Source organism: Burkholderia sp. 3C (genome assembly GCF_054589155.1).
Map to the genome: position 1 here is coordinate 180,352 of NZ_BAAILN010000125.1, position 25,366 is coordinate 205,717.

Below are 25,366 nucleotides of genomic sequence, written 5' to 3' on the forward strand. Positions count from 1 at the left end.
TCCATGCACCGCGACGGTCGAATGCCCGATCCGCCGCGATGGCGGCAGGCGCTCGTCGGCGCGCGCGCGCCGTGGGTGACGGCAGGCGCGACGCGATCGACCTGAGAGACGGCGGCGCGCGAGCGTGCCCGCTGCCGGCGCACGCAACGAGAACGAAGCGGCAACCATGCAGACATCCACTTTCCGGGCGTTCGGCCCGTGGCGCAGCGCGACCGCCCGCAGGCTCCGGGCGGGGGCTTCGCCGTTGTCGGCCGGCCGGTGCGCCGGGGGCGCCGTTCTGGCCACCGTCAGGCTTGGCGCTTCGGCCGGCGGCGCGCGCGCATGAATCTGTCGGGCCTGTTCATCCGGCGTCCGGTCGCCACCACGCTGCTCGCGATCGGCATCGCGCTGGCCGGCGTGTTCGCGTTCATGAAGCTGCCGGTGTCGCCGCTGCCGCGCGTCGACTTCCCCACCATCTCGGTGTTCGCCAACCTGCCCGGCGCCAGCCCGGAAACGGTGGCCACCAGCGTGACCAGCCCGCTCGAACGGCATCTCGGCGCGATCGCGGGCGTCACCAAGATGAACTCCACCAGTTCGCTCGGCAATTCGCTGATCAGCCTGCAGTTCGTGCTGGAGCGCGACCTGAACGGCGCGGCGCGCGACGTGCAGGCCGCCATCAACGCGGCGCGCGCCGACCTGCCCACCAGCCTCCGAAGCAACCCCACGTTCCAGAAGGTGAATCTGGCCGATTCGCCGATCATGGTGCTGTCGGTCACGTCCGATACCGCTTCGCCGGCGCGCGTGTACGACGCGGCGTCCACGGTGTTGCAGCAGGCGCTGTCGCAGATCGAGGGGATCGGCGAAGTGGACGTGTTCGGCGCGGCGAACCCGGCGGTGCGCGTCGAGCTGGAGCCGCACGCGCTGTTCCATTACGGCATCGGCCTGGAGGACATCCGCGCGGCGCTGGCCTCGGCCAATGCCAACAGCCCGAAGGGCGCGATCGAGTTCGGCCCGACCCACTACCAGCTCTACACCAACGATCAGGCCTCGAAGGCGGCGCAATACCGCGACCTGGTGGTGGCGTACCGCAACCACGCCGCCGTGCGGCTGGAGGACGTGGGCGCGGTGCTCGATTCGGTGGAGGACGTGCGCAACCTCGGCCGCGCCAACGGCAAGCGCGCGATCCTGGTGATCCTGTATCGCTCGCCGGGCGCGAACATCATCGACGCGGTGAACCGCGTCAAGCTTGCGCTGCCGAGGCTGGCCGCCGCGCTGCCGCCCGACGTCGCGCTCGATTCCGTGCTCGACCGCTCGGTGACGATCCGCTCGTCGCTGGCCGACACCGAGCACACGCTGCTGATGGCCGTGGCGCTGGTGGTGATGGTGGTGTTCCTGTTCCTGCGCAATTGGCGCGCCACGCTGATTCCGAGCGTGGCCGTGCCGATCTCGATCCTGGGCACGTTCGGCGCGATGTACCTGTTCGGCTTCTCGCTCGACAACCTCTCGCTGATGGCGCTGATCGTGGCCACCGGCTTCGTGGTGGACGATGCCGTGGTGGTGCTCGAAAACATCATGCGGCATATCGAGAACGGCAAGCCGCGCATGCAGGCCGCGCTCGACGGCGCGCGCGAGGTGGGCTTCACGGTGCTGTCGATCAGTTTGTCGCTGATCGCGGTGTTCCTGCCGATCCTGCTGATGACGGGGCTGATCGGCCGGCTGTTCCGCGAGTTCGCGATGACGCTGTCGCTGGCGATCGTCGTGTCGTTGTTCGTGTCGCTCACGTTGACGCCGATGATGTGCGCGCGCCTGCTGCCCGAGGCCGGCCAGCATCGCCGCGAGGGGCGGCTCGCGCGCTGGCTCGAACGCGGCTTCGCGCGCCTGCAGGGCGGCTACGACCGCACGCTGCAATGGGCGCTGCGGCACCGGCGCATCACGCTGCTGTCGCTGGTGGCGACCGTGGGGCTGAACATGGCGCTGTACGTGATCGTGCCGAAGGGGTTCTTTCCGCAACAGGATACGGGCGTGCTGATCGGCGGGATTCAGGTCGATCAATCCACCTCGTTCCAGGCGATGGAAAAGAAGTTCGCCCAAATGATGCACATGATCCAGTCGGACCCGGATGTGCTCAGCATCGCCGGCTTTCGCGGCGGGCGCACCACCAATTCCGGCTTCATGTTCGTGACGCTGAAGGACAAGCGCGACCGCAAGCTCAGTGCCGACCAGATCATCGAACGCTTGCGTCCGCAACTGGAGCGCGTGGCCGGCGCGCAAACCTTCCTGCAGGCCGCGCAGGATCTGGGCGGCAGCGGCGGCAAGCAGACCAACGCGCAATATCAGTTCTCGCTCTACGGCGATTCGACGGCCGACCTCTACGCGTGGGGCAACAAGCTGACCGAGGCGCTGAAGAAGAAGCCGCAACTGAAGGACGTCAATTCGGACCAGCAGCAAGGCGGTCTGGAGGCGAGGGTGACCATCGATCGCGCTACCGCCGCGCGCTTCGGCATCACGCCGGCGCAGATCGACAACACGCTGTACGACGCGTTCGGCCAGCGTCAGGTGTCCACCATCTACAACCCGCTGAACCAGTACCACGTGGTGATGGAGGTCGCGCCGCAATATTGGCAGGACCCCGAAATGCTGAAGCAGGTGTATATCAGCACCTCGGGCGGGCTGGCGAACGGCTCGGCGCTGACCAATGCCACGGCCGGCACCTTCGTCGCGCCGAGCGTGGGCGGCGCGGGCACGGCGTCGGTGGGCGCGACGGCGGCCACCGCGTCGTCGGCGTCGAGCGCGGCGGCCGTTTCCACCGATTCGGCGCGCAATGCCTCGCTCAACGCCATCGCGGCCACCGGCAAGTCGGGCGGCACCTCGTCGGGCGAGGCGGTGTCCACCTCGAAATCCACCATGATCCCGCTGTCGGCGATCGCCAGCTTCGGGCCGGGCACCACGCCGATCGCGATCAATCACGAAGGCCCGTTCGTGGCCGTGACGATCTCGTTCAACCTGCCGCCCGGCGCGGCGCTGTCCGACGCGCGGCGCGTGATCTACCAGACCATGGCCGACATCGGCATGCCGGCCAGCATCAACGGCGCGTTCGCCGGCACCGCCGAGGAGTTCGAGAAGGCGCTGGCGGACCAACTGCTGCTGATCGTTGCCGCGCTGGCCGCGATCTACATCGTGCTGGGCATCCTGTACGAAAGCTACGTTCACCCGATTACGATTCTTTCGACCTTGCCGTCGGCCGGGGTGGGCGCGCTGCTGGCGCTGCTGGTGTCCGGCACCGAGTTCGACATCATCGGGCTGATCGGCATCTTCCTGCTGATCGGCATCGTCAAGAAGAACGCGATCATGATGATCGACTACGCGATCGTGGCCGTGCGGCAGGGCAAGACGCCGTTCGATGCGATTCACGAGGCGTGCCGGCTGCGGTTCCGGCCGATCCTGATGACCACGCTGGCCGCGCTGTTCGGCGTGCTGCCGCTGATCTTCGGGCACGGCGACGGTGCGGAGCTGCGCGCCCCGCTCGGCATCACGCTGGTGGGCGGCCTGATCGTGTCGCAGATGCTGACGCTCTACACCACGCCGGTCGTCTACCTGTACATGGACCGCCTGCGCACGCGGGCCGAGCGTCGCCGGGCGCGCCGCGCCGGCTTGCCGCCGCCGGCCGGTGCGTAGCAGAATGCAGGTCACCCCAGCCTGCCCCGGCCGCCGGCCCTGACCGGCGCCACTCCCAGCTCAAGGAGGCGCGATGCGCGATCCCGAGAATCGGCATTTTTCGCTGTACGAACTGATGGACCCGGCGCAGCGCGTCGATCCGTATCCGTGGTATCGCCGGCTGCGCGATGTCGGCTCGGTGCACCGCGACGAGCACGTGGGCAGCCTGCTCGTGTCGCGCTACGAGGACATCGTGGCCGTGCTCGACGATTCGCGCTTTTCGGCCTCGCGCCTGAACCTGGCCGATGAAACCGATCCCGCCGCGCTCGATATCGGCAAGACGCTGGCGAACCAGATGCTGTTCCTCGATCCGCCCGACCACACGCGCCTGCGCAAGCTGTTCGCGAAGGCGTTCACGCCGCGCCGGCTCGACGCGTTCCGGCCGCGCATCGAGGCGCTGACGCACGATGGCCTGGCCGCGTGCGCGGGGCGGCCGGCCGATTTCGTGGCCGAGTTCGCCGTGCCGCTGCCCGTGCTGGCGATCGCGCTCGTGCTTGGCGTGCCGGGCGAGGCGCACCAGCAACTGCATGCGTGGTCGGTCGCGTTCGGCAGCATCATCAGCGGGCGGCCGATGATGGCCGACGAGGTGGCGAGCGTGCAGCGCAGCATCGCCGAGTTCCGCCGGTATTTCGCTGAACTGATCGCCGCGCGCCGCGCCGTGCCCGAGGACGACATGCTCAGTGATCTGGTGGCCGCCGAGGAAGCGGGCGACCGGCTCACCGAGGCCGAACTGATCTCGAACCTGATTCTGTTATTGGCGGCGGGGCACGCCACCACCAGCCATCTGATCGGCAACGGCTTGCTGGCGCTGGCGAACGATCGCGAGCAATGGCAGCGCTTCGTCGACGAGCCGGCGCTGGCCGCATCGCTCGTCAACGAACTGCTGCGCTTCGATGCGCCCGTGCAGGTGACCGGGCGCGCCGCGAGCGAGGACATGCTGATCGGGCAGCAGCGGGTGCCGAAAGGCACGTATCTGCATGTGCTGATCGGTTCGGGCAATCGCGACGAGCGCCAGTTCGCCGAGCCGGATCAGCTCGACATCGGGCGCAGCGGCTCGCGCGTGCTGTCGTTCGGGCACGGGATTCACACCTGCCTGGGTGCGGTGCTGGCGCGGATCGAGGCGCAGATCGTGTTCACGGCGCTGGCGCAGCGGTATCCGGATTTCGAGGTGGATACGGCGCGCGTGGAGCGCACGAACAGTATTGCGTTTCGCGGGGTGCGGTGTTTGCCGGTGGTGTTGAAGTAGCCGGCTACGGCTAAACGACTTGCGGCAGCGGCCCAGGGGCCGACACAGCGCCGCGCTTGCGGCGACGGCGCAGCGTGACGGACAAGGTCGGGATATCGAACCATTGGCGGGCTGCCAGCCGCACGGCCCGATCGAACGATTCATCCTCCACGGTATATCGGTCGTCGATGGTCACGAGCCAGCCGTCGCGCGTGTGCGTGCAGCAGATGCGCTCGTCTTCCATGAGATCCGCGTACCAGCGCCAGATGCGGGCGTCTTCCAGATTGGCATGGGCGGCGGCGCGCAGGCGGGCCAGTTCCATTTCGGTCTGCGGCATGCTTATCCCCTTTCCGTCGGCATCGGCCGTTACCAGCCGAACTTGGCTTCGACGCCCACATAATCCGCATTGCGCGCCCCCAGCGCGCGAAGCGAATCGCCGATTTCGAAATGCACCGCTTCCAGCGCCAGCGCCACGTTGTCGTTGACCAGCCAGTCGGCGCGAACCTGGGCATACACCCCCGTCCACAAGCTGCCCTTGCCGGCCGTGCCCGGCACCATCGCCATGCCCTGGCCGTACACGGCATCCTGCGTGGTGTCGCGCCATTGGAAGCCCAGCGCCGTCAGCAACGTCACTTTCGGCGTGACCTTGAACGTCAGCGACGGCTTCACGTGGATGACGTTGCTGTAGCCCGTATAGCCCGCCAGCGTGAAGTAATAGCCGTTCGGGAACAGCGGGTTGAACGTGCCGACGTGGCCGTCGCCCGGATGATGATCGCCCGATGCGCCGTCGATCTGCAGCCCGAGGCGCGGCGTGCCCGGCAGCGTCGAGAACGTATAGCCGCCCAGCGCGCCGAAGGCCCAGGCGCCGACCGTGCTCGCACCCACCTGCCCGGTCTGCCCCATTGCTTCGATATCCCAATCGAACGGCGCGACCTTGCCGGCGTAGCGGGCGTCGAACACGTCGCGCCGCTCGTGGCCCTTGGCGTCGAGGAAACTCGCGCCATCGCGCTCGTAGCGCGACCAGTACGCCGACAGATCGCCGGGGCCGAACCCGCTGCGCTCCACGCGCAGGCCGCTGAACTTCAGGTGGCGGTTCGACGTGTCGTCGAACGCATCCACATCGCGATACTGCACGGGGCGCGTCAGATAGCCGATGAAGCGCCACTGGCCGACTTCGTAATCGCCCCACAGCCCGTCGAAGGCCTGGCGCACGTTCGGGCCGTCGCGCGCGGCGATGAAGCGCTGCAAGTCGAACGCCATTTCCTGCCGGCCGACGCGTGCCTTCACGGTGCCGGCCCCCAGTTGCCCGACATAGGCCACGAACGCCTGTTCGACGTCGAGCGGGTTCTTGTCGACGGGCGACACGGTGTTCTTGCCGAACGCACGCGCGTCTTCCAGTTGCACGAACGCCTGCACATGCTCGCCGAAGCGCGCATCGGCATGCATCTGCGTGCGCTGAATCAGCCAACTGTCCTGATGCGTGCCGCCGAGGCCGAACAACGGCGTGTTGTTCAGCTCGAAGCGCTCGCGCAGGTTCGCGCCCAACGATACGTACCACGAAGGATCGGCGCCGAGCGGGATGGTTTTCAGCCCGTCGAGCGGGCGGCGCGGCAGGCACGGGTTCGCCAGCGCGCCCCAGTTTTCCTGCCAGCGGTTGAACGACGGAATCGGCCGCTTCGCGCTGCAACTTTCTGCGGGCGGTTCGTCGGCGGTGTCCGTGGCGTCGGCGCGGGCCGCGTTCGCGCCGGTCAGCAGCGCGCCGGCCAGCGCGACGATGCCGGCGGCTTTCTCGATACGACGCGCACGCGGCGGGGTCGGCATCATGGCGGGTTCCTCGATGGAGGGCGGCACGCGGGCCGCCTCAGGCATGGGACGAATCGGGGGACGGCGCATCGCCGGTGGTGAACGCGAGCGTGGCCAGGGCGAGCGCCGGGGCGAGCAATGCCCAGAAGCCGACGTGCCGCCAGCCGAGCGCGCCGGCCGCCGCGCCGAGCGCGAATGCCGCGATGGCCGGCATCATCTTCGCGAAGCGGGCGCGCGCGGCGTGGCGCACGGCCTCGGACGCGCCGGCCGACAGCATGTCGACCCCATCGAGAATCGCCTGCGTGACGTTGCCGGTCATCACGGTATTCGGCACGCCGGGTCGCGCGATCAAACGCGGGTGCGCGTTCTGCACGCCCATCGCGAACGCGCCGAGCATGCCGGCCGCCACCGCGGCGAGATCGTCGGGCGCGGCCACCGGCGACGCGGCCACGCCCGCCATGCAGAAGCCGAGCATCAGCACGGCCTGCGCCGCATGCAGCAACCGCGCGCCGTGGCGTGCGTGATGGCGCGGCATCACGCGCACCAGCAGGCTGCTGCCGGCCACCCCGGCCACGAACGCGGGAAACACCGCCAGCTTCAGCAGGATGCCCTGCCCGTAGCCGCCGGCGCCCGCGCCGATCAACACGAAGTTGCCGGTCACGTGCGCGGTGAACAGCCCGTACAGCGCCACGAAACTGAGCGTATCGACGAAGCCGGCGATTGCCGCCAGCAGCGTGTCCTCGGATTTCATTTCGCGGCAGTGGTGTGGATCTCGGCGATATAGCCGCCCGGGAACTGCACGATCGCCGCGTCGCGGCCGTCGGACGAGAAGCGCGGCACGAGCGTCTTCACGCCGGCGGCCTCGGCTTTTTGCAGCGTCGCGTCGAGGTCGGCCACTTCGTAGCCGGTCATGTCATGTCCGAACGGGTAGGGCAGGTGGCCGTCGGTGACGAGCACGGTCATCTTGCCGAAGCCCGATTCGAGGCGGATGCGGCGATAGGTGTCGCCGGGGCGGCCGATCTCGACGCCAGGCGCGTGGCGCACGTCGGACACCACCTTACCGTGCGAGAACGCCACGAAATCGCGTACCAGCTTGCCGGCGCTTTGCGCCGATACATACACGCGGTTCTCCGGCACGGTTTGCAGCGGCGCGTAGTTCGGTGCTTCGGTGTGCCAATAGAGTTGCATGTTCACGCCGCCGGGCCAGGCGATCACCGCATCGCGGCCGATCGGGTCGGGGAACGTGTCGACGATCACGTCGGCGCCGTGCGCGCGCGCCGATTTCACGGCGGCGTCCATGTCGGTCACGAGGTAGCCGGTGCGCTCCGCGCCGAACGGATGCGGCACGGGCGTCTTGAAGCCGAACACCGAGATCGAACCGGCCGGCGTGAACACGAGCTGCGACATGGTCTGGCTCGGCGTGGGCGTGACCTGGAACACGCCCTGTTTCGACTTGCTGCCGCCAAAGGTGGCCACGAAGCTGTCGGTGAAGCGATCGAAATCCTCGGGCGCGACGTAGACGTGAGTGGTGTCGTACTGCGGGCCGACGGCGAGCGTGGCGGCGGCCGGCGAGGCGCCCAACGATGCCTTGGCATGGGCGGCCGGTACGGTGGCCGCGGCGGCGGCGATCGCCAGGGCCAGCAAGGTGGAGCGAATCGTGATCATGTTCGGTAATCCTGTTGGTTTGAAGTCCGTATCGAAACGAGCGGGGCGAAGCGTCAAGCACCAGGCCCGCCGTCGAGATCGTCGAGCCGGGTGGCGAGCGCCAGCGCCGCGATCAGCCCGAGATGTTCGAAGAAGCTGTTGAAGGCCATGAAGCGGGCGGCGCCCGCCAGGTTCCAGAAGTCGTTGGCCACGGCCATTGCCACCAGCGTGAGCATCGCGAGGCCGCCCGCGCCGAGCCAGGTGAAGCGGCGCACGACGATGCACAGCGAGCCGCCGATCTCCACCGCGATCGCGAGCGCGGCCCACAGCGCGGCCGGTTGCAGGCCGAAGTGCGCCTGCTCGGCCACGGCGTCGTGGAAATGCAGCAGCTTGTCGATGCCGCCGACCAGATAGGCGGACACCAGCGCCAGGCGCAGCAGCGGCGCGGCCCATGGCCACGCCAGCAGCGCGCGCACCCGGCGCGGGTTGCCGGCGAGATGCGGCGTGCGCATCTCAGATCGCCCAGCAGGCGCAGCCGAACGCGCCCCAGAACGACTTGGCGTCCGAGGTCGGCAATTCGCGGCTCCAGGCGTTCGCGTGGGCGTGGCCGTGCAGCGCGCAGGCGGTGGCGCAGCCGCATTGCGCGGCGGCGGCTGCCGCGCGTTGCAGCGGCGCGCCCGCGCGTTGCGTGGCGCCCCAGCCGCCGTAGCCGCCGTATTCGCGCACCGGCGACCAGTCGGGCATGGCCGGCGGGATCGGCAGGTCGTGTTGCGAGAACGGCCCCGCGCCCCACACGATGCGCCCGCCCACCACGGTCAGCAGCGCGCTGGTGCCGGCGATGTCGTCCTCGGCGCACGCGAAGAAATCGCGGTCGGGCACCATCAGGTCGGCGAGCTGGCCCACCACGATGCGGCCTTTCTTGCCTTCCTCGTTCGAGAACCAGGTCACGTATTCGGTCCACATGCGCAGCGCCGTTTCGCGATCGAGCAGGCTGCGTTGCGGATAGAGGCGCAGGCCGCCGATGGTCTTGCCGGTCACGAGCCACGACAGCGACACCCACGGGTTGTAGGAGGCCACGCGCGTGGCGTCGGTACCGGCCGATACCTTCAGGCCTTTCTCCAGCATCTGCTTGATCGGGGGCGTGGCTTCGGCTGCCTGCGCGCCGTAGCGCTCGACGAAGTATTCGCCCTGGTAGGCCATGCGGTGCTGCACGGCCACGCCGCCGCCGAGCGCGGCGATGCGATCCATCGAGCGCTCGGAAATCGTTTCGGCATGGTCGAAGAACCAGTTGATGCCGTCGAGCGGAATTTCCTCGTTCACCTTCTCGAACACATCGAGCGCGCGGCTGATGGTTTCGTCGTAGGTGGCGTGCAGGCGCCACGGCCAGCGGTTCTGCGCGAGCACGCGCACCACGCCTTCGAGTTCACCTTCCATTTCGGGCGGCAATTCGGGGCGCGCGACGCGGAAATCCTCGAAGTCGGCCGCCGAGAACACCAGCATTTCGCCCGCGCCGTTGTGGCGGAAATAATCGCTGCCGTCGTGATAGGTGACGGACTGCGTCCAGTTCACGAAGTCTTCCTTCTCGGCCTTCGGCTTTTGCGTGAACAGGTTGTAGGCGATGCGCACCGTCATCTCGTTCGCATCGTGCAGCTTGCGCATCACTTCGTAATCGTCAGGGTAATTCTGCGAGCCGCCGCCCGCGTCGATGGCGCCCGTCACGCCGAGCCGGTTCAACTCGCGCATGAAGTGGCGCGTGGAGTTGTACTGATACTCGATCGGCAGTTTCGGGCCCTTGGCGAGCGTCGCGTAGAGGATGGTCGCGTTCGGGTTGGCGAGCAGCAGGCCGGTGGGGGTGCCGGACGCATCGCGCAGGATCGTGCCGCCCGGCGGCTCGGGCGTGTCCTTCGTGTAGCCCACCACGCGCAGCGCGGCGGCGTTGAGCAGCGCGCGGTCGTACAGGTGCAGGATGAACACGGGCGTGTCGGGCGCGGCGGCGTTCAGCTCGTCGAGGGTCGGCAGGCGCTTCTCGGCGAACTGGTGCTCGGTGAAGCCGCCCACCACGCGCACCCATTGCGGCGCGGGCGTGACGGCCACCTGACGGCGCAGCATCTCCATGGCCAGCGCGAGCGACGGCACGCCGTCCCAGCGCAGCTCCATGTTGTAGTTCAGGCCGCCGCGAATCAGGTGCAGGTGATTGTCGATCAGGCCGGGCAGCACGGGGCGGCCTTGCAGATCCACCACGCGCGTGGCGCTGCCGGCCAGCGGCACGATCTCGGCATCGTCGCCCACGGCGATGAAGCGGCCATCGGCGATGGCGACGGCGCGCGCGATCGGGTTCGCGCGGTCCAGCGTGGTGATCCGGCCGTTATGCAGGATCAGGTCGGGTTGCTTCGTGATGGTGTTCACGGGCGTTTCCTTGTCGAAGAAGCGACGGAGCGGGGAGGGCGAAGCGAGGAGAGCGAGGGCTCATGCACCGAGCCAGAGCCGCACGGCGGGCAGCGCCTGCGCGCCGAGCACCATGCCGAGCAGGCCGACCAGCGCGATCAGCGGCGGCGCCGGCGAGCGCACGCGAATCGCGCTGTAGATCACGCCGATCAATGCGCCCGCACCGAGCGAGACGAGATAAGTTTCCATGCGCTCGACCTCCCGATCGAATTAGAATCCGGGCGTTGCTCCCGGGTCCGCATCGCGGCTTACCGCTGCCGCGATTGAAAATTGATTACTATTCCTTAGCGTCAGATCCGGCGCCTGAATCTCCACCTTCTCCGACTTCACCATGCCAGCCTTACCCGATCTCGAAGCCTGGGCGATCTTCGCCCGCGTCGTCGAAACCGGCTCGTTCGCCAAGACCGCGAACCTGCTGGGCATTTCGCAGCCCACCGTGTCGAAGGCCATCGCGCGCCTCGAACAGCGGCTCGGCACGATGCTGCTGTACCGCACCTCGCGCAAGCTTTCGCTGACGCCCACCGGCGAACTGCTCAGCGACCGCGCGCTGCAACTGCTGGCCGACGCGGAGAGCATCGAGAACGAAGCGTCCTCGCATGCGCTCGAACCGCACGGCGTGGTGCGCCTGAATGCACCGATGTCGTTCGGGCTGCGCCATCTCGCGCCGGTGTTGCCGGTGTTTCTGGAGCGCTACCCGAAGGTCGACGTCGATCTCGTGCTGACCGACCACCTCGTCGATATCGTGTCGAGCGGCTGCGACGTCGCGATCCGCATCGCCGACCTGAGCGATTCGTCGCTGCGCGCACGCCGCCTGTGTGCGGTGCGCCGGCCGCTCGTCGCATCGCCGGCCTACCTGGCGCGCCACGGCCGCCCCGAGCATCCGCGCGAACTCGAACATCACCTGAGCATGATCTACACGAACCTGCCGTCGCCCGACTTCTGGCGCTTCCGTCACGCCGAATCGGGCGAGGAGTGCGCGGTGCCGGTGCATGGCCGCATGCGCACCAACAATGCCGACGTGATCCTGCCGGCGCTGCTCGACGGGCAAGGCATCGCGTTGCAGCCCGAGTTTCTGGTGTGGGACGCGCTCAAGAGCGGTGCGCTCGAACGCATCATGTGCGACTGGCGCATCGCCGACATCAACGTCAACCTGGTCACGCCGCCCGGCATGCTGCGCGCCGCGCGCGTGAAGGTGCTGCTCGATTTCCTGATGGAGCACCTGGCGCATGCGCCGTGGGCGGTGGCGGAAGCCTCACCCGTTTAACGAAGGTCGCGCCGATTGCCCGGCGCGGCCTGCGCGTTTACTTCGCCGGCACCGGCGCGAGGATCTCGTGTTGCACGGCCGTGCGTTGCCGGGCCTTGTGGACCATCGTGTAGGCGTAATCGACGCCGAGGCCGTAAGCGCCCGAGTGTTCCTTGGCGATCGCCATCACGGCATCGTAGGTTTCGCGATGGGCCCAATCGCGTTGCCATTCGAGCATCACCTGCTGCCAGGTCACCGGCACCACGCCGGCCTGGATCATTCGCTGCATCGCGTAGTCGTGCGCATCCTGCGAGGTGCCGCCCGACGCGTCGGCCACCATGTAGATCTCGTAGCCGCCTTCGAGCATCGCGCACAGCGCGAACGTGGTGTTGCAGACTTCCGTCCACAGGCCCGACACGATCACCTTCTTGCGGCCGTTCGCGGCCAGTGCGTCGTGCACTTTCTGGTCGTCCCACGAATTCATCGAGGTGCGTTCGAGCACCGGGTGATCGGGAAACACGTCGAGCAGTTCGGGGTACGTATAACCGGAGAAGCTTTGCGATTCGACCGTGGTGATGGTGGTGGGAACGTCGAACACCTTGGCGGCCTTCGCGAGCGCCACCACGTTGTTCTTCAGCGCCTGACGGTCGATCGATTGCACGCCGAACGCCATTTGCGGCTGCTGGTCGATGATGATCAGCTGGCTGTTGTGCGGAGTGAGAACTTCGAGCTTCGAATCGCTCATGACGTGTCGTCCTTGGATGGGTAGATCAGGGCGGCGCACCATGCGGCGCGACCGAAAAGGTTTCATCGGGTTGCGTCGGACCGGCGTGCGATCCAACGCTATTTATTTGACACGCAATTGCGTCGCCGAGAAATCCAAGAAATGGAATCGCACCCATTCCAAAAACAGCGTCTTAAATACCGGGTGCGCGCTTTTGTTCTTCTTGCAAACCCGTTAGGCTGGCGGGCAATTCGCCGGATGCATTCGCTCGCCGGCTCACTCTCGACGGGAGCCGAACCATGAAGGCTTATGTGTTGTCCTTGCTGGCCGGCGTGCTGGCCGGCGTCGTGTATGGTGCGATCGGCGTGCAGTCGCCCGCGCCGCCGATCATCGCGTTGCTGGGCCTGCTCGGCATGCTGGCCGGGGAGCAGATCCTGCCGCTGGTGAAGCGCCTGGTGTCCGGGCATCGCCTGTCTACCGCGTGGCGCGAGGCGAAGTGCAGCCAGCATATGTTCGGCGCGCTGCCGGGCGGCGCACGCGTGGAGCCGGCCTCGAAGCAACGCAATGCCTGAGATGGTTGCGCGTGCAAGCGTATCGGCAAGATGCGCATGACGATTCGATGTTGAACCGGCCGGATGCGATCCGCATCGGCATTCACGCGCGGTGGCGAGATTGGCGTGATCGGCTGCAAAGTTGGCGGGGGTGACCGTATGCCCGGCGCGCGGGCGCGGCTAGACTAGGCCATCGGGCGGGCTGCGTCAGGCGGCCTGCCGCGCACCGGAGCCGCTCATGACCGAAACGTCCCGCATCACGCAGCATTACGAACAGGCTGCGCCCAGCCTCGTCGAACGCCTTCGCGCCGCGCTCGCGGCGGCCGGCTTCGACGCTACTCATCCGCCGCAGCCTGGCGATCTCGCGCCGCTCGACCAATTCCATTCGCGCGGGCTCGACGCCACGCGCGAGCTGGCCGACCTGCTCGACATCGCCAGCAGCCAGCGCGTGCTCGACATCGGCTCGGGGCTGGGCGGGCCGTCCCGCTATCTGGCCTCGACGTTCGGCTGCCATGTCGAAGGTATCGATCTGTCGCCGTCCTATGTCGATGCGGCGCAATATCTCGCGGCGCAAACGGGGCTGGGCGATCGCACGCATTACCGGCAAGGCAATGCGCTGGCGTTGCCGTTCGAGGACGGCGCGTTCGATATCGCCTGGACCCAGCACGTCGCCATGAACATCGCCGATCGCGACACGCTCTATCGCGAGGCGCATCGCGTGTTGCGCGCGGGCGGCCGGCTCGCGATCTTCGACGTGGTGGCCACGTCCGACGCGCCGCTGCATTACCCGGTGCCGTGGGCTACCGATGCCGAGTCGAGCTTCCTCGTCACGCCCGAGCGCATGCGCAGCGTGCTCGAAGCGCAGGGCTTCGCCGTGCAATCGTGGGTGGATTCGAGCGCGGTGGCGCTGACGTGGTTCGAGGAGCGCGCGAAGCGCCAGGCGCAGATGACCAGCCCGCCGCCGCTGGGCCTGCATCTCGTGATGGGGCCGGGCTTTCGCGACATGACGGGCAACCTTGCGCGCAACCTGCGCGAAGGCCGTGCCGGCTTGATTCAAGCGGTGCTGCGCAAGGCCTGAAACGCCGAGCGGCCCGGCATGCTTGCCGGGCCGCGCGATTGACCAGGAGAACTTACTGACCCTGGATCAGCATGCCGAGCGGCGCGAGCGGGCCGAGCGGAATGAAGTCGTACTGCGCGTAGCCGTCTGCGACGAGCGGCAGCGAATCAATGGTGGCGCGCGCGGCGTCCACCGATTCTGCGTCCAGCAGGAACACCACGCCCGGCTTGTCCTGGCGAGCCCAGAACTGTTCGATCTTGCTGTCCAGATAGAGCTTCAGCGTGGCGGGCACTTCGCGCGGCATGATCTCGGCGCGTTGCTCGGGCGTGACCGGCTTGATGATGGTGGCGATGGCGAGGACTTTCATTGAGGACTCCGGTTCGTTGGTTGAGCGGTGATCGCGACTTGCGATGGAGTCCAGTGTAGGGAGCGGCGATGCCAAAGGGTACGGTCATAAACGACAATTTTAGAGACGTTTACGCCTAATGCACGACGGCCTGCCTTTTTGGGGGCGGCGGGCCTTCGAGATTATTTCGCTTGAAGCGGCTGCATGAAATTTATACGGCGGAAAGGGCGGGGAATATCGCACCGCCAAGCGGCATGCCACGCTGAAGATGAAATGAAATTCGAAGCGAGAGGGAACGACTATGGCCTTCGCCATTCCCTCCCTGGGCCCCACGACCTCACCGGCTTGCCCCCTAAGCGATCAGAAAGACCAAGCCCGACGCGTTGCTTGGGCGCAATCCTACCAACTCCTTGCAAGGCTGTCGCGGTGATTTGACCGTGTTTGTCTTATTCGAGGCCGGTGAAATTCAAGTAATCGATTTCATGCTCTCGATATTAAATTCGGTGCGCACGTTTCATTATCAAGTCGCGGGGCCGTTTAATATCGGCTTATATCTCCGATAACCCGATTCGGAATATTTTCCTTTGAATCGGCCTTGATTATGTCGGCGAGAGGAATTTTTTTCCGGCGGCGTCGCGGCCCACCGCGAATCCGAACCCGGTGATAAACCCCGTTTATCACGGTGAAAATTCCCGCATCTTATCCGGCGCGATTTGGCTGGCTATAGTGCGCGCCAGATCCCCCCACCTGCCGCGCAGGCCGCTTCGACGGCGCGCGGCGCTCCGGAGCCGCCTCGATGAGCACCCCCACCGCGCACCGTTACACCGAAATCCCCGACCTCGCCGACGACGTCCCCGACCTGCTCGCCATCCGCCATCACCTCCACCGCCATCCCGAACTGGCCTTCGAGGAAGTGGCGACGGCCGCGCTGGTGGCCGACAAGCTCGAAAGCTGGGGCTGGCAGGTCACGCGCGGCGTGGGCGAAACCGGCGTGGTCGGCACGCTGACGGTGGGCGAGGGCACGCGCCGCATCGGCATCCGCGCCGACATGGATGCGCTGCCGATCCTCGAGGCCACCGGCCTGCCTTATGCGAGCGAGACGCACGGCAAGATGCACGCGTGCGGCCACGACGGCCACACCACCATGCTGCTCGGCGCGGCGCGCCAGCTTGCGCGCACCCGCAACTTCTCGGGCACGGTGCACCTGTATTTTCAGCCGGCCGAGGAAAAGGGCGTGGACAGCGGCGCGCAGCGCATGATCGCCGACGGCCTGTTCGAGCGCTTTCCGTGCGACGCCGTGTTCGGCATGCACAACCATCCGGGCGCGGAGCCGGGCCAGTTCCTGATGCGGCGCGGCGCGTTCATGGCGGCGGGAGACCGCGTCGTGATCGAGATCGAGGGCGTGGGCGGCCACGCAGCGCGCCCGCATCTGACGGTGGATACGGTGGTGGTCACGGCCAGCATCGTGATGGCGCTGCAGACCATCGTCGCGCGCAACGTGGACCCGTCGCAGTCGGCCGTGGTCACGATCGGCGCGATGCACGCGGGCACCGCCAGCAACGTGATTCCGCAGCACGCGCGGCTCGAATTGAGCGTGCGTTCGTTCAGCGAAACGGTGCGGGCGCAACTGAAGCAACGCATCACCGAAATCGCGCAAGGGCAGGCCGCCAGCTATGGCGCGACGGCGCGGGTCGATTACATCGAGGGCTATCCGGTCGTGGTCAATTCGGATGCCGAAACGGATTTCGCCGCGCAGGTGGCGAAGGAACTGGTGGGCGACGACCACGTGGTGGAGCAGACCGGCCAATTGATGGGCAGCGAGGATTTCGCCTACATGCTGCAACAGCGCCCCGGTTCGTTCGTGCGACTCGGCAACGGCGTGGGCGAGGACGGCTGCATGGTCCACAACCCGCACTACGACTTCAACGATCACAACCTGCCGATCGGCGCGGCGTACTGGACGCGGCTGGTCGAGCGTTATCTGGCAGCGTGAGCGCTGGTTTGCCGGCCCCAATCAGGAACATTCCCATGCACGACGAACGGCTCGCTTTGCCCCTCGAAGAACCCCCGGCCGCCGCGCCGGGCCGCCTGTCGCCGCGCGGTGCGGTGGTGGCGGCCGTGATCGGCAACTGGCTCGAATTCTTCGATTTCACGGTGTACGGATTCTTCGCTGTCCTGATCGGCAAGCTGTATTTTCCGGCCGGCGACGCGACCACCTCGCTGTTGCTGTCGGTGGCGACCTTCGCGGCGGGCTTCTTCACGCGCCCGCTCGGCAGCGTGGTGCTGGGCGTCTACGCCGACCGGCGCGGGCGCAAGGCCGCGCTGAACCTGACGATCATGCTGATGGCGGTCGGCACCGGCCTGATCGCGATCACGCCCACCTATGCGCAGATCGGCGTGTGTGCGCCGTTGCTGATCGTGTTCGCGCGGCTGCTGCAAGGCTTCTCGCAGGGCGGCGAATTCGGCGCGGCCACCACCACGCTGCTGGAGCAGGGCGACGCCTCGCGGCGCGGCTTTCGCGCCAGTTGGCAACTGGCCACGCAGGGCGGCGCGGCGCTGATGGGCTCGGGCCTCGCGGCGCTGCTGTCGAATGCATTGAGCAAGGGCGCGCTGGAAAGCTGGGGCTGGCGCGTGCCGTTCGTGGTGGGCCTGGCGATCGCGCCGGTCGGCATGCTGCTGCGCCGCCGGCTCGCCGAGGAACCGGCCGGTTCCTCGCATGCGATCGACCGCGGCGTGCTGCGCGAGCTGTTCACGCAGCACGCGCGCACGGTGCTGCTGATCACGCTGACGGTGATGGGCGGCACCGTTTCCACCTACATCCTGACGTTCTACATGCCGACCTACGCGATCCATACGCTTGGGCTGCCGATGAAGCTGTCGATGTTCGTCGGCGTGGCGTCGAGTTGCGTGATCCTCGTGATGTGCCCGGTATTTGGTTGGTTGTCCGACAGGATCGGCAGCCGCAAGCTGCCGATCTTCATCGGGCGCGGCACGCTGGTGCTGCTGCTGTTCCCCGCCTTCATGCTGATGAACCGATTCCCGACCCTGCCGGTGGTGATGCCGATCACGGCGTTGCTGTTGCTGTGCTTCTCGATGGGCTCGGCCTCGGAGTTCGCGTTGATGTGCGAATCGTTCCCGCGCCGGATTCGCGCTACCGGCATCTCGATCGCCTATGCGCTGGCCGTCACGATCTTCGGCGGCACCGCGCAACTGGTCGCCACGTGGCTGGTGCGCGTGACCGGCAACAAGCTCGCGCCCGCGGCGTATGTGGCCGTGTGCGTGGTGCTGTCGCTGGTCGCGGTGTCGATGCTGCGCGATACGGCGAAGCGAGCGGAAGAATAAACGCTGCGCATCCGGATAAAATCGTGACCTCTTCTCAAGCCCCGGCCCACCGACGATGATCACGATCCGCCCCCTCACCCCCGACGATTTCGACCGCTTCTGGCCGACGTTCCAGGCGATCGTCGAGGCGCAGGAAACCTACGCCTTCGATCCGGCTATCACGGAGGAAGCGGCGCGCGCGCTGTGGATCGACCTGCCGCTGCATACGTTCGTCGCGGAGGAGGATGGTGAGTTGCTCGGCTCGTATTACCTGAAGCCGAACGCGGCCGGCCCGGGCGGGCATGTCTGCAATTGCGGCTACATGGTCGCGCCGGCCGCGCGTGGCAAGGGCGTGGCGCAGCGCATGTGCGAGCACTCGCTGCAGGTGGCGCGCGACGCGGGCTTCCTGGCGATGCAGTTCAATTCGGTGGTGGCCACCAACACGGTGGCCGTGGCGCTGTGGCAGAAGATGGGCTTCGAGATCGTCGGCACGTTGCCGCGCGCTTATCGCCACCGCACGCTCGGCCTGGTCGATTGCCACGTGATGTATCGCTGGCTCGGCGACACCGAGGCAGCCTGAAACCGCAGCCGGCAAGGCGCGCAAACGAAACGCGCCGCGCATCCCGAAGGACGCGCGGCGCGTGACAACCCGCATGGGATAACCGCTTCGCAGACCGAAGCGACGCCTTCAGCGAACGCGCATCACGCCGCCGAAGCCGAAGCCGAAGCCGACGGCGCGCCGAGCGGCGCATAACGCCCCGTGCCTTCGGGCCAAGCCGTCAGGACATCGAAGCCATCGGCGGTCACGGCCACCATGTGCTCCCACTGCGCCGACAGCGAACGGTCGCGCGTCACCACGGTCCAGCCGTCGGCCAGTTGCTTGGTTTCCGCCTTGCCCGCGTTGAGCATCGGCTCGATCGTGAAGATCATGCCGGGCACCAGCCGCGTGCCGACGCCGGGCCGGCCGTAGTGCAGCACCTGAGGCTCGTCGTGATAGACGGTGCCGATGCCATGCCCGCAGTATTCGCGCACGACGCTGAAGCCGGCCGCATGCGCGACGCTCTGGATCGCGTAGCCCACGTCGCCGAGCGTCGCGCCCGGCTTCACGGCCAGGATGCCGGCGCGCATCGCGTCGTAGGTGGTATCCACGAGGCGCTTGGCTACCGGGTCCGGCTCGCCGACGAAGTACATGCGGCTCGTGTCGCCGAACCAGCCGTCCTTGATCACGGCCACGTCGATGTTGATGATGTCGCCGTCTTCGAGCTTGTGCGCCGACGGAATGCCGTGGCACACCACGTGATTGACCGACGCGCAGATCGTCTTCGGAAAGCCGTGATAGCCGATGTTGGCCGGGATGGCCTTTTGCACGTCGACGATGTATTCGCGGCAGATCGTGTCGAGTTCGTCGGTGGTGACGCCGGGCTTCACGTACTCGCCGATCATGCGCAACAGGTCGGCGGCCAGTTGGCCGGCCACGCGCAATTGCTCGATTTCCGCCTGCGAGCGGAGCGGGATTTGAGGAGCGCGCGCCATCATGCCACCTGCGGCAGCGGGGCGTCGTCCTCCGCCTGCTGCGCTTCGGCGCGCAGCAACATCTGGCAGATTTCGCCGTAGGCCAGCGTCGGATTGAGCTCGGCCAGCATGCCCACGCGCAGCCAGTGCTCGGCCTGCGCGTTGATCGAGCGGCTGAGGGCGCCGCTCGTGCGGCGCAGCGAGTCGTGCATCGACTCCGATATCTTGATGATTCCCATGGTGCCCTATATATACGAAATGTAGCTGTTTCGCATAATAGCAGGAATTGTTGGGGATGCCAGCCCCCGTCAACTCTGTCATCCGTTCACCACCATCAAGCAATCCCGATCCGCCATTGCCCCTGCGGCAGCCTGCCGTTGACAGCAAAATCCCCGACGATCCGCTCGCGATAGATGCGCGGGTTATGCGAGGCCAGCGTGCGCGCGTTGCGCCAGTAGCGGTCGAGGCCGTTGCTGCGCAGCGTGGCCGAGGCGCCGAGCGCGTCGAATACGCTGCCGGTTGCGTCGAGCGCCAGCTCGATCACCACCGTCTGCGCCTGCCAGATTTCGAGTTCGGCTTCGGCGATTGCTGTCTGCGCGTCGTCGCGGCCGACCGCCTGCGTGGCGCGTTCGAGCGCGCGCGCCGACAGCGCCACCGCCGCGCCCGCCGCCCAAGCCTGCGAACGCGCGCGGCCGAGCACTTGCAGCACTTGAGCATCGTCCGCAGGGCGCGCGGCCGGCGCGTGGCTGTAGCTGCGGCGGCGCGCGGCCACCTGCGCGGCGGCGTCGTTGACGGCCGCGCGCGCGATGCCGGCCAGCGTCGCCAGATGCACGAGCTGGTAGAACGCTTCGGAATAGTCGAATGGTGCGGTGGTGACGATCTCGCGCTCGTCCACCGGCACGTCGTGGAAGTGGCTCGTGCCGCTCGCGGTGAGCCGCTGGCCCATGCCGTCCCAATCGTCGATCACCTCCACGCCGCTCGCGCGCCGGTCGATCGTGACGCTGACGTAGGCATCCTCGGCGTCGGTCGCACCGACGTGAATCCAGTCCGCGTACAGCGAGCCGGTGGTGTAGAACTTGGTGCCGTTCAGCCGCCAGCCTTGCGCGCCGCGCGTCAGGCGCGTGGAGAATTGCGCCTGCTTCGCATCGCCGGTTTCGGACCACGCGCCGCCCACGATGTCGCCTTTCGCGAGTCGCGCGAGCCAGGTGTCGCGGCGCGCGGCGGGGCTGCGGAGCGCGTGCTCGACGAAGCCGAAATGCGCGCGCAGCGCCTGCGTCAGGTTCGAATCGGCCTCGGACAATTCGATCAGGAGTTCGAAGAACGCGGGCAGATCGAGGCCGAGGCCGCCGTAGTCGCGCGGCACGCGCACGGCCGTGAAGCCGGCGTCGCGCAGCCAGTCGATCGCGTCGAACGGCAGCTCGCGCGCGATCTCGCGCTCGACGGCCTGGGCGCGGATGCGCGCGAACAGCGGACGGAACGGCGCGACCAGGCCGGGATAGGTGTCGCGGGGCGGTTCGCCCCATGCCGCGCCCGTGACGAGATCGGGCGGCAGCGCGGTGGTGCGGTCTTGGGACATGGATCGGAAGCCGATTGGGCGGGTTGCGCGGGTGTCTGACAAGCCGGCGTCGCGCCGGCCGGGTTCGCTGCAATCTAATCGGCTTCGCTGCCCGCTTGAAACCATCGATTTGCGGTTTGCTTATGCGCGAACCCGCGCGATGCTTGTGCCGCGTACTGAAAAGCGGCGGTCAGCCGGCGTCTTGCGCGGCGGCCGCTTCGACCGCTTCGGCCGACTGAGTCACACCGGCCTTGCCGGCCACGCCTTGCGTCCGCGCCATCCGCCGCGTCGCCCACTGCACGCCCATCGCCACCACCGACGCCGCCACGAAGCCGAGCCACGCTGTCTCCGCCGTCGCATGGCGCAGCGCGAACGCCAGCACCAGGCAGAACGCAACGAACGAGAAGCGCCCGAGCACCATGCCGCGCAGCAGCGCGATCGCGAACGCGGCGCCGTGCGCGCGATGCGACGACACCGCCAGCACGCTGCCGAGCAGCGGGAACACGGCCAGCACGCCGCTCCAGGCCGGGCCGGCGCGGCCCGACACGGCGGTGACGGCCAGCGTGAGCAACGCGCCCGCCGCCATCCGCGCGGCGAGGTCGCGGCGCGCGAGCGGCAGGCTCGCCGCGCCGCCCGAGCTGCGCGGCAGGAACGCGCGCCCGAAGGCCACCGCGCCGAGCGCCGCGATCACGGCGGTCCACGGCGACGCGGCCAGCGGCGCGGGCAGGTGCGCGAGCGCCGTGGCGGCCAGCGCCCAGGCGGCCAGCCCGGCGGCGAGCGCGAGCGGCCAGCCGCGCGCGCGGCAGGTCCACGCGTAGGCGAAATTGAAGGCTTCGGATGCGAGAATGGCGGCCAGCGCGAGCAGCGCGGCGTGCGCGCCGAACGCGGGGCCGTGTTCGAGGACCAGCAGGAACAGGATCGGGCCGGCCACCACGGGCAGCCCCGCCAGCCAGCCCGCGATCGATGGCCCCCACCATGCGCCCGACATCGAGACGACCAGCAGGAACAGCGGGACGAGCGTCAGCTTGAGCGTGAGCATGGCGGCGGCGGGTAAAGCCAGATGATACCCGCGCAGCCGCGGCCATCGCGTCGTCGGCCGAGCGTCGCGCATCGCGTCCGCCATCACGATTCCAATAGAGAGCACACCCATGGCCATGCCTTCCACATTGATGTTCCTGCCCGGCGCGTCGGGCGACACCGGCTTCTGGCGTCCGCTGGCCGAGCGCCTCGCGCATCCGGCCGAGCGCGAGATCGTCGCGTATCCGGGCTTCGGCGGCGAGCCGGCCGACCCGTCGATCGGCGGCATCGACGATCTGCTTGCGCGCCTGCTGGCCCGCATCGATCGCCCCACGGCCCTGATCGCGCAATCGATGGGTGGCCTGCTCGCGGTGCGCGCCGCGCTCGAACGGCCCGAGCTGATCACGCACCTGGTGTTGAGCGTGACCTCGGGCGGCGTGAACATGGCCGACGCGGGCGCGCAGGATTGGCGCACCGGCTTCGCCGCGAGCCATCCGCACTTGCCCGGTTGGTTCCTGTCGAATCGTGAGGACTACAGCGCACGTCTGCACGAGATCCGCCAGCCGGCGTTGCTGATCTGGGGCGATGCGGACCCGATCAGCCCCGTCGCGGTGGGCGAGCGCCTGCGCGACGCGCTGCCCGACGCACGACTGCACGTGGTGGCCGGCGGCGGGCACGATCTCGCCAAGGTGCATGCGGCCGCGCTCGCGCCGCTCGTCGACGCGCATCTGGCCCGCTGACGCTTGACCGGGCAAGTGACGGACCCCACTGCGCGCCGCCCCGTTTTCCCTTCATTCCCCCTCCCTGCGGGCGGGTCCGCATATTGCGAGACCTTCCCACGACGACACGTCTCGCGCGCGCCGCACGCGGCCAGGCCGCCTGCCCGGCGTTGCGCCGTGTCGCGACCTCGTTGCCAATCGGTCGCGGTTTGTAGTTTTTGCAAACCTCGTCCACCACGCCGCGCGAATGCGATGTGTGCGATTGCGCACCGAACCGTCCCCGCCCTACAACCCGCAGTGGAGAAAACGCATGGCCAAATCGAAAACGCCCCAGGCTGCCGACGCAACCGGCAACGGCGGCGAAACGCATCAGCAGTACACCGGCAGCGGCAGCGCCAAGGGCAAGCAGGCGCATCCCGAGGTGCTGACCACCAATTTCGCGGTGCCCATTTCCGACAACCAGAACAGCCTGAAGGCCGGCGAACGCGGCCCCGCGCTGCTGGAAGACTTCGTGCTGCGCGAGAAGATCTTCCACTTCGATCACGAGCGGATTCCCGAGCGCATCGTGCACGCGCGCGGGAGTGGCGCGCACGGCGTGTTCACCTGCACCAAGGCGATCCCCGAACTGACGCGCGCGAGCCTGTTCCAGAAGGCCGGCGACGAGGTGCCGGTGTTCGTGCGCTTTTCCACGGTGGCCGGCGGCGCGGGCTCGGTGGATACGCCGCGCGACGTGCGCGGCTTCGCCGTGAAGTTCTACACGCAGGAAGGCAATTGGGATCTGGTTGGCAACAACATCCCGGTGTTCTTCATCCAGGACGCGATCAAGTTTCCGGACCTGATCCACAGCGTGAAGATGGAGGCCGATCGCGGCTATCCGCAGGCCGCGTCCGCGCACGACACGTTCTGGGATTTCGCGAGCCTGATGCCCGAAAGCACGCACATGCTGATGTGGGCGATGTCGGACCGCGCGATTCCACGCTCGCTGCGCATGATGCAGGGCTTCGGCGTGCACACGTTCCGCTTCGTCAACGCGAAGGGCGAGGGCAAGTACGTGAAGTTCCACTGGAAGCCGTTGCTCGGCGTGCAATCGACCTGCTGGGACGAGGCCGTGAAGATCGCCGGCGCGGACCCGGACTATCATCGCCGCGATTTGTTCGAGGCGATCGACGCCGGCGACTTCCCCGAATGGGAACTCGGCGTGCAGGTGTTCGACGAGGCCTGGGCCGCGAAGCAGCCGTACGACGTGCTCGACGCCACCAAGCTGATTCCCGAGGAAGAGATCCCGCTGGAGACCATCGGCCGGCTCACGCTGAACGCCAACGCGAAGAACTTCTTCGCGGAGACGGAACAGGTGGCGTTCTTGCCGTCGAACGTGGTGCCCGGCATCGATTTCACCAACGATCCGCTGTTGCAGGGCCGTCTGTTCAGCTATCTCGACACGCAGAAGTCGCGGCTCGGCACTACCAATTTTCATCAGATCCCGATCAACGCGCCGCGCTGCCCGTTCCACAACTTCCAGCGCGACGGCCTGATGCAGACCAAGGTGCCGGAAGGGCGCGCCAATTACGAGCCGAATTCGCTGGCCGATGCCGGCGAGGATGGCGGGCCGCGCGAGGCGCCGGCCGAAGGCTTCAGCACGTTCAAGGCCAACGACGAGCGCAATGATCCGTCGGAAAAGCTGCGCGTGCGCTCGGAGCTGTTCGCCGATCACTACAGCCAGGCGCGCATGCTGTTCCGGTCGCTGGAGCCGATCGAGCAGGCGCATACGGCGTCGGCGTTCGTGTTCGAGCTGTCGAAGGTGTCGCTCGAACATGTGCGCACGCGCATGCTGTCGCGGCTGCGCAATGTCGATGAGTCACTCGCGCAGCGCGTGGCCGATGGGTTGGCGATGGCGTTGCCGCCGGCCGCGCCGCCTGCGCGCGAGCCGGTGGATATGAAGGCGTCGCCGGCTTTGTCGATCGTCGGGAATGCGAAGCATACGTTGAAGGGCCGCAAGGTTGGCGTGCTGTTCGATGAAGGTTCGGACAAGGCCGAGATCGAGGCGCTGGTGAAGGCCATCGAGCAGGACGGCGGAAAGGCGATGCTGATCGCGCCGAAGGTGGGCGGGCTGCCGGTGAAGGGCGGGACGTTGGCGGCGGAGGGGCAACTGGCGGGTTCGCCGTCGGTGCTGTTCGATGCGGTGGCGCTGGTGTTGACGGAGGAGGCGGCGCACAAGCTCGCGCAGGATTCGGCGGCGCTGTCGTTCGTGCTGGATGCGTTCGCGCATTTGAAGGCGATCGGACATACGGCCGGCGCGCAGCCGTTGCTCGATCGCGCGGGGATTCAGCCCGATGCGGGTGTGTTGGCGGATCTCGGGAAGGGGTTCGTGGGTGCGGCGGGGAAGCGGTTTTATGATCGCGAGCCGAAGGTGCGGACGTTGGCTTGACGCATCGCGCGCCCATGAAAAAGGCCGGATGCCGGGGCATCGCCCCTGCATCCGGCCTTGGCGGTACGCGCCGCTGACGCGGCGCG

Annotated in this window: 23 protein-coding genes; 10 read left to right on the forward strand and 13 right to left on the reverse strand. The window is 67.6% G+C overall.

Annotation, left to right across the window (positions count from 1 at the left end; translation table 11 throughout):
• Positions 1 to 321 precede the first annotated feature (321 nt).
• Together ACYP33_RS25830 and ACYP33_RS25835 are read left to right on the forward strand one after the other, a co-directional pair.
• A complete protein-coding gene (locus ACYP33_RS25830; RefSeq protein WP_414448911.1) occupies positions 322 to 3,654 on the forward strand; it encodes an efflux RND transporter permease subunit in 3,333 nt (1,110 codons plus the stop codon).
• Between the two features lie 73 nt (positions 3,655 to 3,727).
• Positions 3,728 to 4,939 (forward strand): cytochrome P450, encoded by a 1,212-nt coding sequence (locus ACYP33_RS25835; RefSeq protein WP_414448912.1) that lies wholly within the window; start codon positions 3,728 to 3,730, stop codon positions 4,937 to 4,939.
• 10 nt (positions 4,940 to 4,949) lie between these two features.
• Here the strand turns inward: ACYP33_RS25835 and ACYP33_RS25840 are convergent, their stop codons facing one another.
• Genes ACYP33_RS25840 through ACYP33_RS25870 form a run of 7 tightly spaced genes read right to left on the reverse strand, consistent with a single transcriptional unit; the run spans position 4,950 to position 10,999 of the window.
• Positions 4,950 to 5,255 carry a hypothetical protein gene (locus ACYP33_RS25840; protein WP_459624430.1) on the reverse strand — a complete coding sequence of 102 codons (306 nt, stop codon included), beginning with the start codon at positions 5,253 to 5,255 and terminating at the stop codon, positions 4,950 to 4,952.
• Positions 5,256 to 5,284: 29 nt separating this feature from the next.
• Positions 5,285 to 6,739 (reverse strand): alginate export family protein, encoded by a 1,455-nt coding sequence (locus ACYP33_RS25845; RefSeq protein WP_459624468.1) that lies wholly within the window; start codon positions 6,737 to 6,739, stop codon positions 5,285 to 5,287.
• Positions 6,740 to 6,779: 40 nt separating this feature from the next.
• Entirely contained in the window at positions 6,780 to 7,472 is a 693-nt protein-coding gene (locus tag ACYP33_RS25850) for a YoaK family protein (RefSeq protein WP_459624431.1), read from the reverse strand.
• Complete coding sequence (locus ACYP33_RS25855) at positions 7,469 to 8,386, reverse strand: glyoxalase (protein ID WP_459624432.1); 918 nt, start codon at positions 8,384 to 8,386, stop codon at positions 7,469 to 7,471. Before ACYP33_RS25855 ends, ACYP33_RS25850 begins: the two co-directional genes overlap by 4 nt.
• A 53-nt stretch (positions 8,387 to 8,439) precedes the next feature.
• Entirely contained in the window at positions 8,440 to 8,877 is a 438-nt protein-coding gene (locus ACYP33_RS25860; protein ID WP_459624433.1) for a DoxX family protein, read from the reverse strand.
• Between the two features lies 1 nt (position 8,878).
• Positions 8,879 to 10,771 (reverse strand): amidohydrolase, encoded by a 1,893-nt coding sequence (locus tag ACYP33_RS25865; RefSeq protein WP_459624434.1) that lies wholly within the window; start codon positions 10,769 to 10,771, stop codon positions 8,879 to 8,881.
• A 60-nt stretch (positions 10,772 to 10,831) separates the two neighbouring features.
• Positions 10,832 to 10,999: a DUF1427 family protein gene (locus ACYP33_RS25870; RefSeq protein WP_414440360.1), complete on the reverse strand. Its 168-nt coding sequence runs from the start codon at positions 10,997 to 10,999 to the stop codon at positions 10,832 to 10,834.
• 142 nt (positions 11,000 to 11,141) lie between these two features.
• On the opposite strand from ACYP33_RS25870, the gene ACYP33_RS25875 reads away from it, so the two are divergent.
• A complete protein-coding gene (locus ACYP33_RS25875; RefSeq protein WP_414440359.1) occupies positions 11,142 to 12,074 on the forward strand; it encodes a LysR family transcriptional regulator in 933 nt (310 codons plus the stop codon).
• A 37-nt stretch (positions 12,075 to 12,111) separates the two neighbouring features.
• On the opposite strand, the gene ACYP33_RS25880 is transcribed toward ACYP33_RS25875, so the two are convergent.
• Positions 12,112 to 12,798 carry a hydrolase gene (locus ACYP33_RS25880; protein WP_459624435.1) on the reverse strand — a complete coding sequence of 229 codons (687 nt, stop codon included), beginning with the start codon at positions 12,796 to 12,798 and terminating at the stop codon, positions 12,112 to 12,114.
• A gap of 278 nt (positions 12,799 to 13,076) precedes the next feature.
• Here ACYP33_RS25880 and ACYP33_RS25885 point away from each other — a divergent pair, with 278 nt between their 5' ends.
• Together ACYP33_RS25885 and ACYP33_RS25890 are read left to right on the forward strand one after the other, a co-directional pair.
• A complete protein-coding gene (locus ACYP33_RS25885; protein ID WP_459624436.1) occupies positions 13,077 to 13,349 on the forward strand; it encodes a DUF1427 family protein in 273 nt (90 codons plus the stop codon).
• Between the two features lie 217 nt (positions 13,350 to 13,566).
• Entirely contained in the window at positions 13,567 to 14,406 is an 840-nt protein-coding gene (locus tag ACYP33_RS25890; RefSeq protein ID WP_459624437.1) for a class I SAM-dependent methyltransferase, read from the forward strand.
• A 52-nt stretch (positions 14,407 to 14,458) separates the two neighbouring features.
• On the opposite strand, the gene ACYP33_RS25895 is transcribed toward ACYP33_RS25890, so the two are convergent.
• Complete coding sequence (locus tag ACYP33_RS25895) at positions 14,459 to 14,752, reverse strand: hypothetical protein (RefSeq protein WP_414440355.1); 294 nt, start codon at positions 14,750 to 14,752, stop codon at positions 14,459 to 14,461.
• A 775-nt stretch (positions 14,753 to 15,527) separates the two neighbouring features.
• Between ACYP33_RS25895 and ACYP33_RS25900 the strand changes: the two genes are divergently transcribed.
• The 3 genes from ACYP33_RS25900 to ACYP33_RS25910 are packed head-to-tail and all read left to right on the forward strand — an operon-like array spanning position 15,528 to position 18,632.
• Positions 15,528 to 16,724 (forward strand): M20 aminoacylase family protein, encoded by a 1,197-nt coding sequence (locus ACYP33_RS25900; protein ID WP_459624438.1) that lies wholly within the window; start codon positions 15,528 to 15,530, stop codon positions 16,722 to 16,724.
• 35 nt (positions 16,725 to 16,759) lie between these two features.
• A complete protein-coding gene (locus tag ACYP33_RS25905; protein WP_459624439.1) occupies positions 16,760 to 18,073 on the forward strand; it encodes an MFS transporter in 1,314 nt (437 codons plus the stop codon).
• 55 nt (positions 18,074 to 18,128) lie between these two features.
• A complete protein-coding gene (locus ACYP33_RS25910; RefSeq protein WP_459624440.1) occupies positions 18,129 to 18,632 on the forward strand; it encodes an N-acetyltransferase family protein in 504 nt (167 codons plus the stop codon).
• 122 nt (positions 18,633 to 18,754) lie between these two features.
• Here ACYP33_RS25910 and map read toward each other — a convergent pair whose 3' ends face one another.
• The 4 genes from map to ACYP33_RS25930 all read right to left on the reverse strand — a co-directional run bounded on the left by map (position 18,755) and on the right by ACYP33_RS25930 (position 22,158).
• Positions 18,755 to 19,585 carry a type I methionyl aminopeptidase gene (map, locus tag ACYP33_RS25915; protein WP_459624441.1) on the reverse strand — a complete coding sequence of 277 codons (831 nt, stop codon included), beginning with the start codon at positions 19,583 to 19,585 and terminating at the stop codon, positions 18,755 to 18,757.
• Complete coding sequence (locus tag ACYP33_RS25920; protein ID WP_414440350.1) at positions 19,585 to 19,803, reverse strand: ParD-like family protein; 219 nt, start codon at positions 19,801 to 19,803, stop codon at positions 19,585 to 19,587. Before ACYP33_RS25920 ends, map begins: the two co-directional genes overlap by 1 nt.
• Before the next feature lie 95 nt (positions 19,804 to 19,898).
• Positions 19,899 to 21,140: an acyl-CoA dehydrogenase family protein gene (locus ACYP33_RS25925; RefSeq protein ID WP_459624442.1), complete on the reverse strand. Its 1,242-nt coding sequence runs from the start codon at positions 21,138 to 21,140 to the stop codon at positions 19,899 to 19,901.
• A gap of 169 nt (positions 21,141 to 21,309) precedes the next feature.
• Complete coding sequence (locus tag ACYP33_RS25930) at positions 21,310 to 22,158, reverse strand: hypothetical protein (RefSeq protein WP_459624443.1); 849 nt, start codon at positions 22,156 to 22,158, stop codon at positions 21,310 to 21,312.
• 109 nt (positions 22,159 to 22,267) lie between these two features.
• Between ACYP33_RS25930 and ACYP33_RS25935 the strand changes: the two genes are divergently transcribed.
• Entirely contained in the window at positions 22,268 to 22,876 is a 609-nt protein-coding gene (locus ACYP33_RS25935; RefSeq protein WP_459624444.1) for an alpha/beta fold hydrolase, read from the forward strand.
• Between the two features lie 289 nt (positions 22,877 to 23,165).
• Entirely contained in the window at positions 23,166 to 25,280 is a 2,115-nt protein-coding gene (locus ACYP33_RS25940) for a catalase (RefSeq protein WP_459624445.1), read from the forward strand.
• Positions 25,281 to 25,366: the final 86 nt, after the last annotated feature.

What these genes read in the sequence shown, in the direction of transcription:
- ACYP33_RS25830 (WP_414448911.1), top strand. Translation starts at nt 322, where the DNA reads ATGAATCTGTCGGGCCTGTTCATCCGGCGTCCGGTCGCCACCACGCTG.
- ACYP33_RS25835 (WP_414448912.1), top strand. Translation starts at nt 3,728, where the DNA reads ATGCGCGATCCCGAGAATCGGCATTTTTCGCTGTACGAACTGATGGAC.
- ACYP33_RS25840 (WP_459624430.1), bottom strand. Translation starts at nt 5,255, where the DNA reads ATGCCGCAGACCGAAATGGAACTGGCCCGCCTGCGCGCCGCCGCCCAT.
- ACYP33_RS25845 (WP_459624468.1), bottom strand. Translation starts at nt 6,739, where the DNA reads ATGCCGACCCCGCCGCGTGCGCGTCGTATCGAGAAAGCCGCCGGCATC.
- ACYP33_RS25850 (WP_459624431.1), bottom strand. Translation starts at nt 7,472, where the DNA reads ATGAAATCCGAGGACACGCTGCTGGCGGCAATCGCCGGCTTCGTCGAT.
- ACYP33_RS25855 (WP_459624432.1), bottom strand. Translation starts at nt 8,386, where the DNA reads ATGATCACGATTCGCTCCACCTTGCTGGCCCTGGCGATCGCCGCCGCC.
- ACYP33_RS25860 (WP_459624433.1), bottom strand. Translation starts at nt 8,877, where the DNA reads ATGCGCACGCCGCATCTCGCCGGCAACCCGCGCCGGGTGCGCGCGCTG.
- ACYP33_RS25870 (WP_414440360.1), bottom strand. Translation starts at nt 10,999, where the DNA reads ATGGAAACTTATCTCGTCTCGCTCGGTGCGGGCGCATTGATCGGCGTG.
- ACYP33_RS25875 (WP_414440359.1), top strand. Translation starts at nt 11,142, where the DNA reads ATGCCAGCCTTACCCGATCTCGAAGCCTGGGCGATCTTCGCCCGCGTC.
- ACYP33_RS25880 (WP_459624435.1), bottom strand. Translation starts at nt 12,798, where the DNA reads ATGAGCGATTCGAAGCTCGAAGTTCTCACTCCGCACAACAGCCAGCTG.
- ACYP33_RS25885 (WP_459624436.1), top strand. Translation starts at nt 13,077, where the DNA reads ATGAAGGCTTATGTGTTGTCCTTGCTGGCCGGCGTGCTGGCCGGCGTC.
- ACYP33_RS25890 (WP_459624437.1), top strand. Translation starts at nt 13,567, where the DNA reads ATGACCGAAACGTCCCGCATCACGCAGCATTACGAACAGGCTGCGCCC.
- ACYP33_RS25895 (WP_414440355.1), bottom strand. Translation starts at nt 14,752, where the DNA reads ATGAAAGTCCTCGCCATCGCCACCATCATCAAGCCGGTCACGCCCGAG.
- ACYP33_RS25900 (WP_459624438.1), top strand. Translation starts at nt 15,528, where the DNA reads ATGAGCACCCCCACCGCGCACCGTTACACCGAAATCCCCGACCTCGCC.
- ACYP33_RS25905 (WP_459624439.1), top strand. Translation starts at nt 16,760, where the DNA reads ATGCACGACGAACGGCTCGCTTTGCCCCTCGAAGAACCCCCGGCCGCC.
- ACYP33_RS25910 (WP_459624440.1), top strand. Translation starts at nt 18,129, where the DNA reads ATGATCACGATCCGCCCCCTCACCCCCGACGATTTCGACCGCTTCTGG.
- map (WP_459624441.1), bottom strand. Translation starts at nt 19,585, where the DNA reads ATGGCGCGCGCTCCTCAAATCCCGCTCCGCTCGCAGGCGGAAATCGAG.
- ACYP33_RS25920 (WP_414440350.1), bottom strand. Translation starts at nt 19,803, where the DNA reads ATGGGAATCATCAAGATATCGGAGTCGATGCACGACTCGCTGCGCCGC.
- ACYP33_RS25925 (WP_459624442.1), bottom strand. Translation starts at nt 21,140, where the DNA reads ATGTCCCAAGACCGCACCACCGCGCTGCCGCCCGATCTCGTCACGGGC.
- ACYP33_RS25930 (WP_459624443.1), bottom strand. Translation starts at nt 22,158, where the DNA reads ATGCTCACGCTCAAGCTGACGCTCGTCCCGCTGTTCCTGCTGGTCGTC.
- ACYP33_RS25935 (WP_459624444.1), top strand. Translation starts at nt 22,268, where the DNA reads ATGGCCATGCCTTCCACATTGATGTTCCTGCCCGGCGCGTCGGGCGAC.
- ACYP33_RS25940 (WP_459624445.1), top strand. Translation starts at nt 23,166, where the DNA reads ATGGCCAAATCGAAAACGCCCCAGGCTGCCGACGCAACCGGCAACGGC.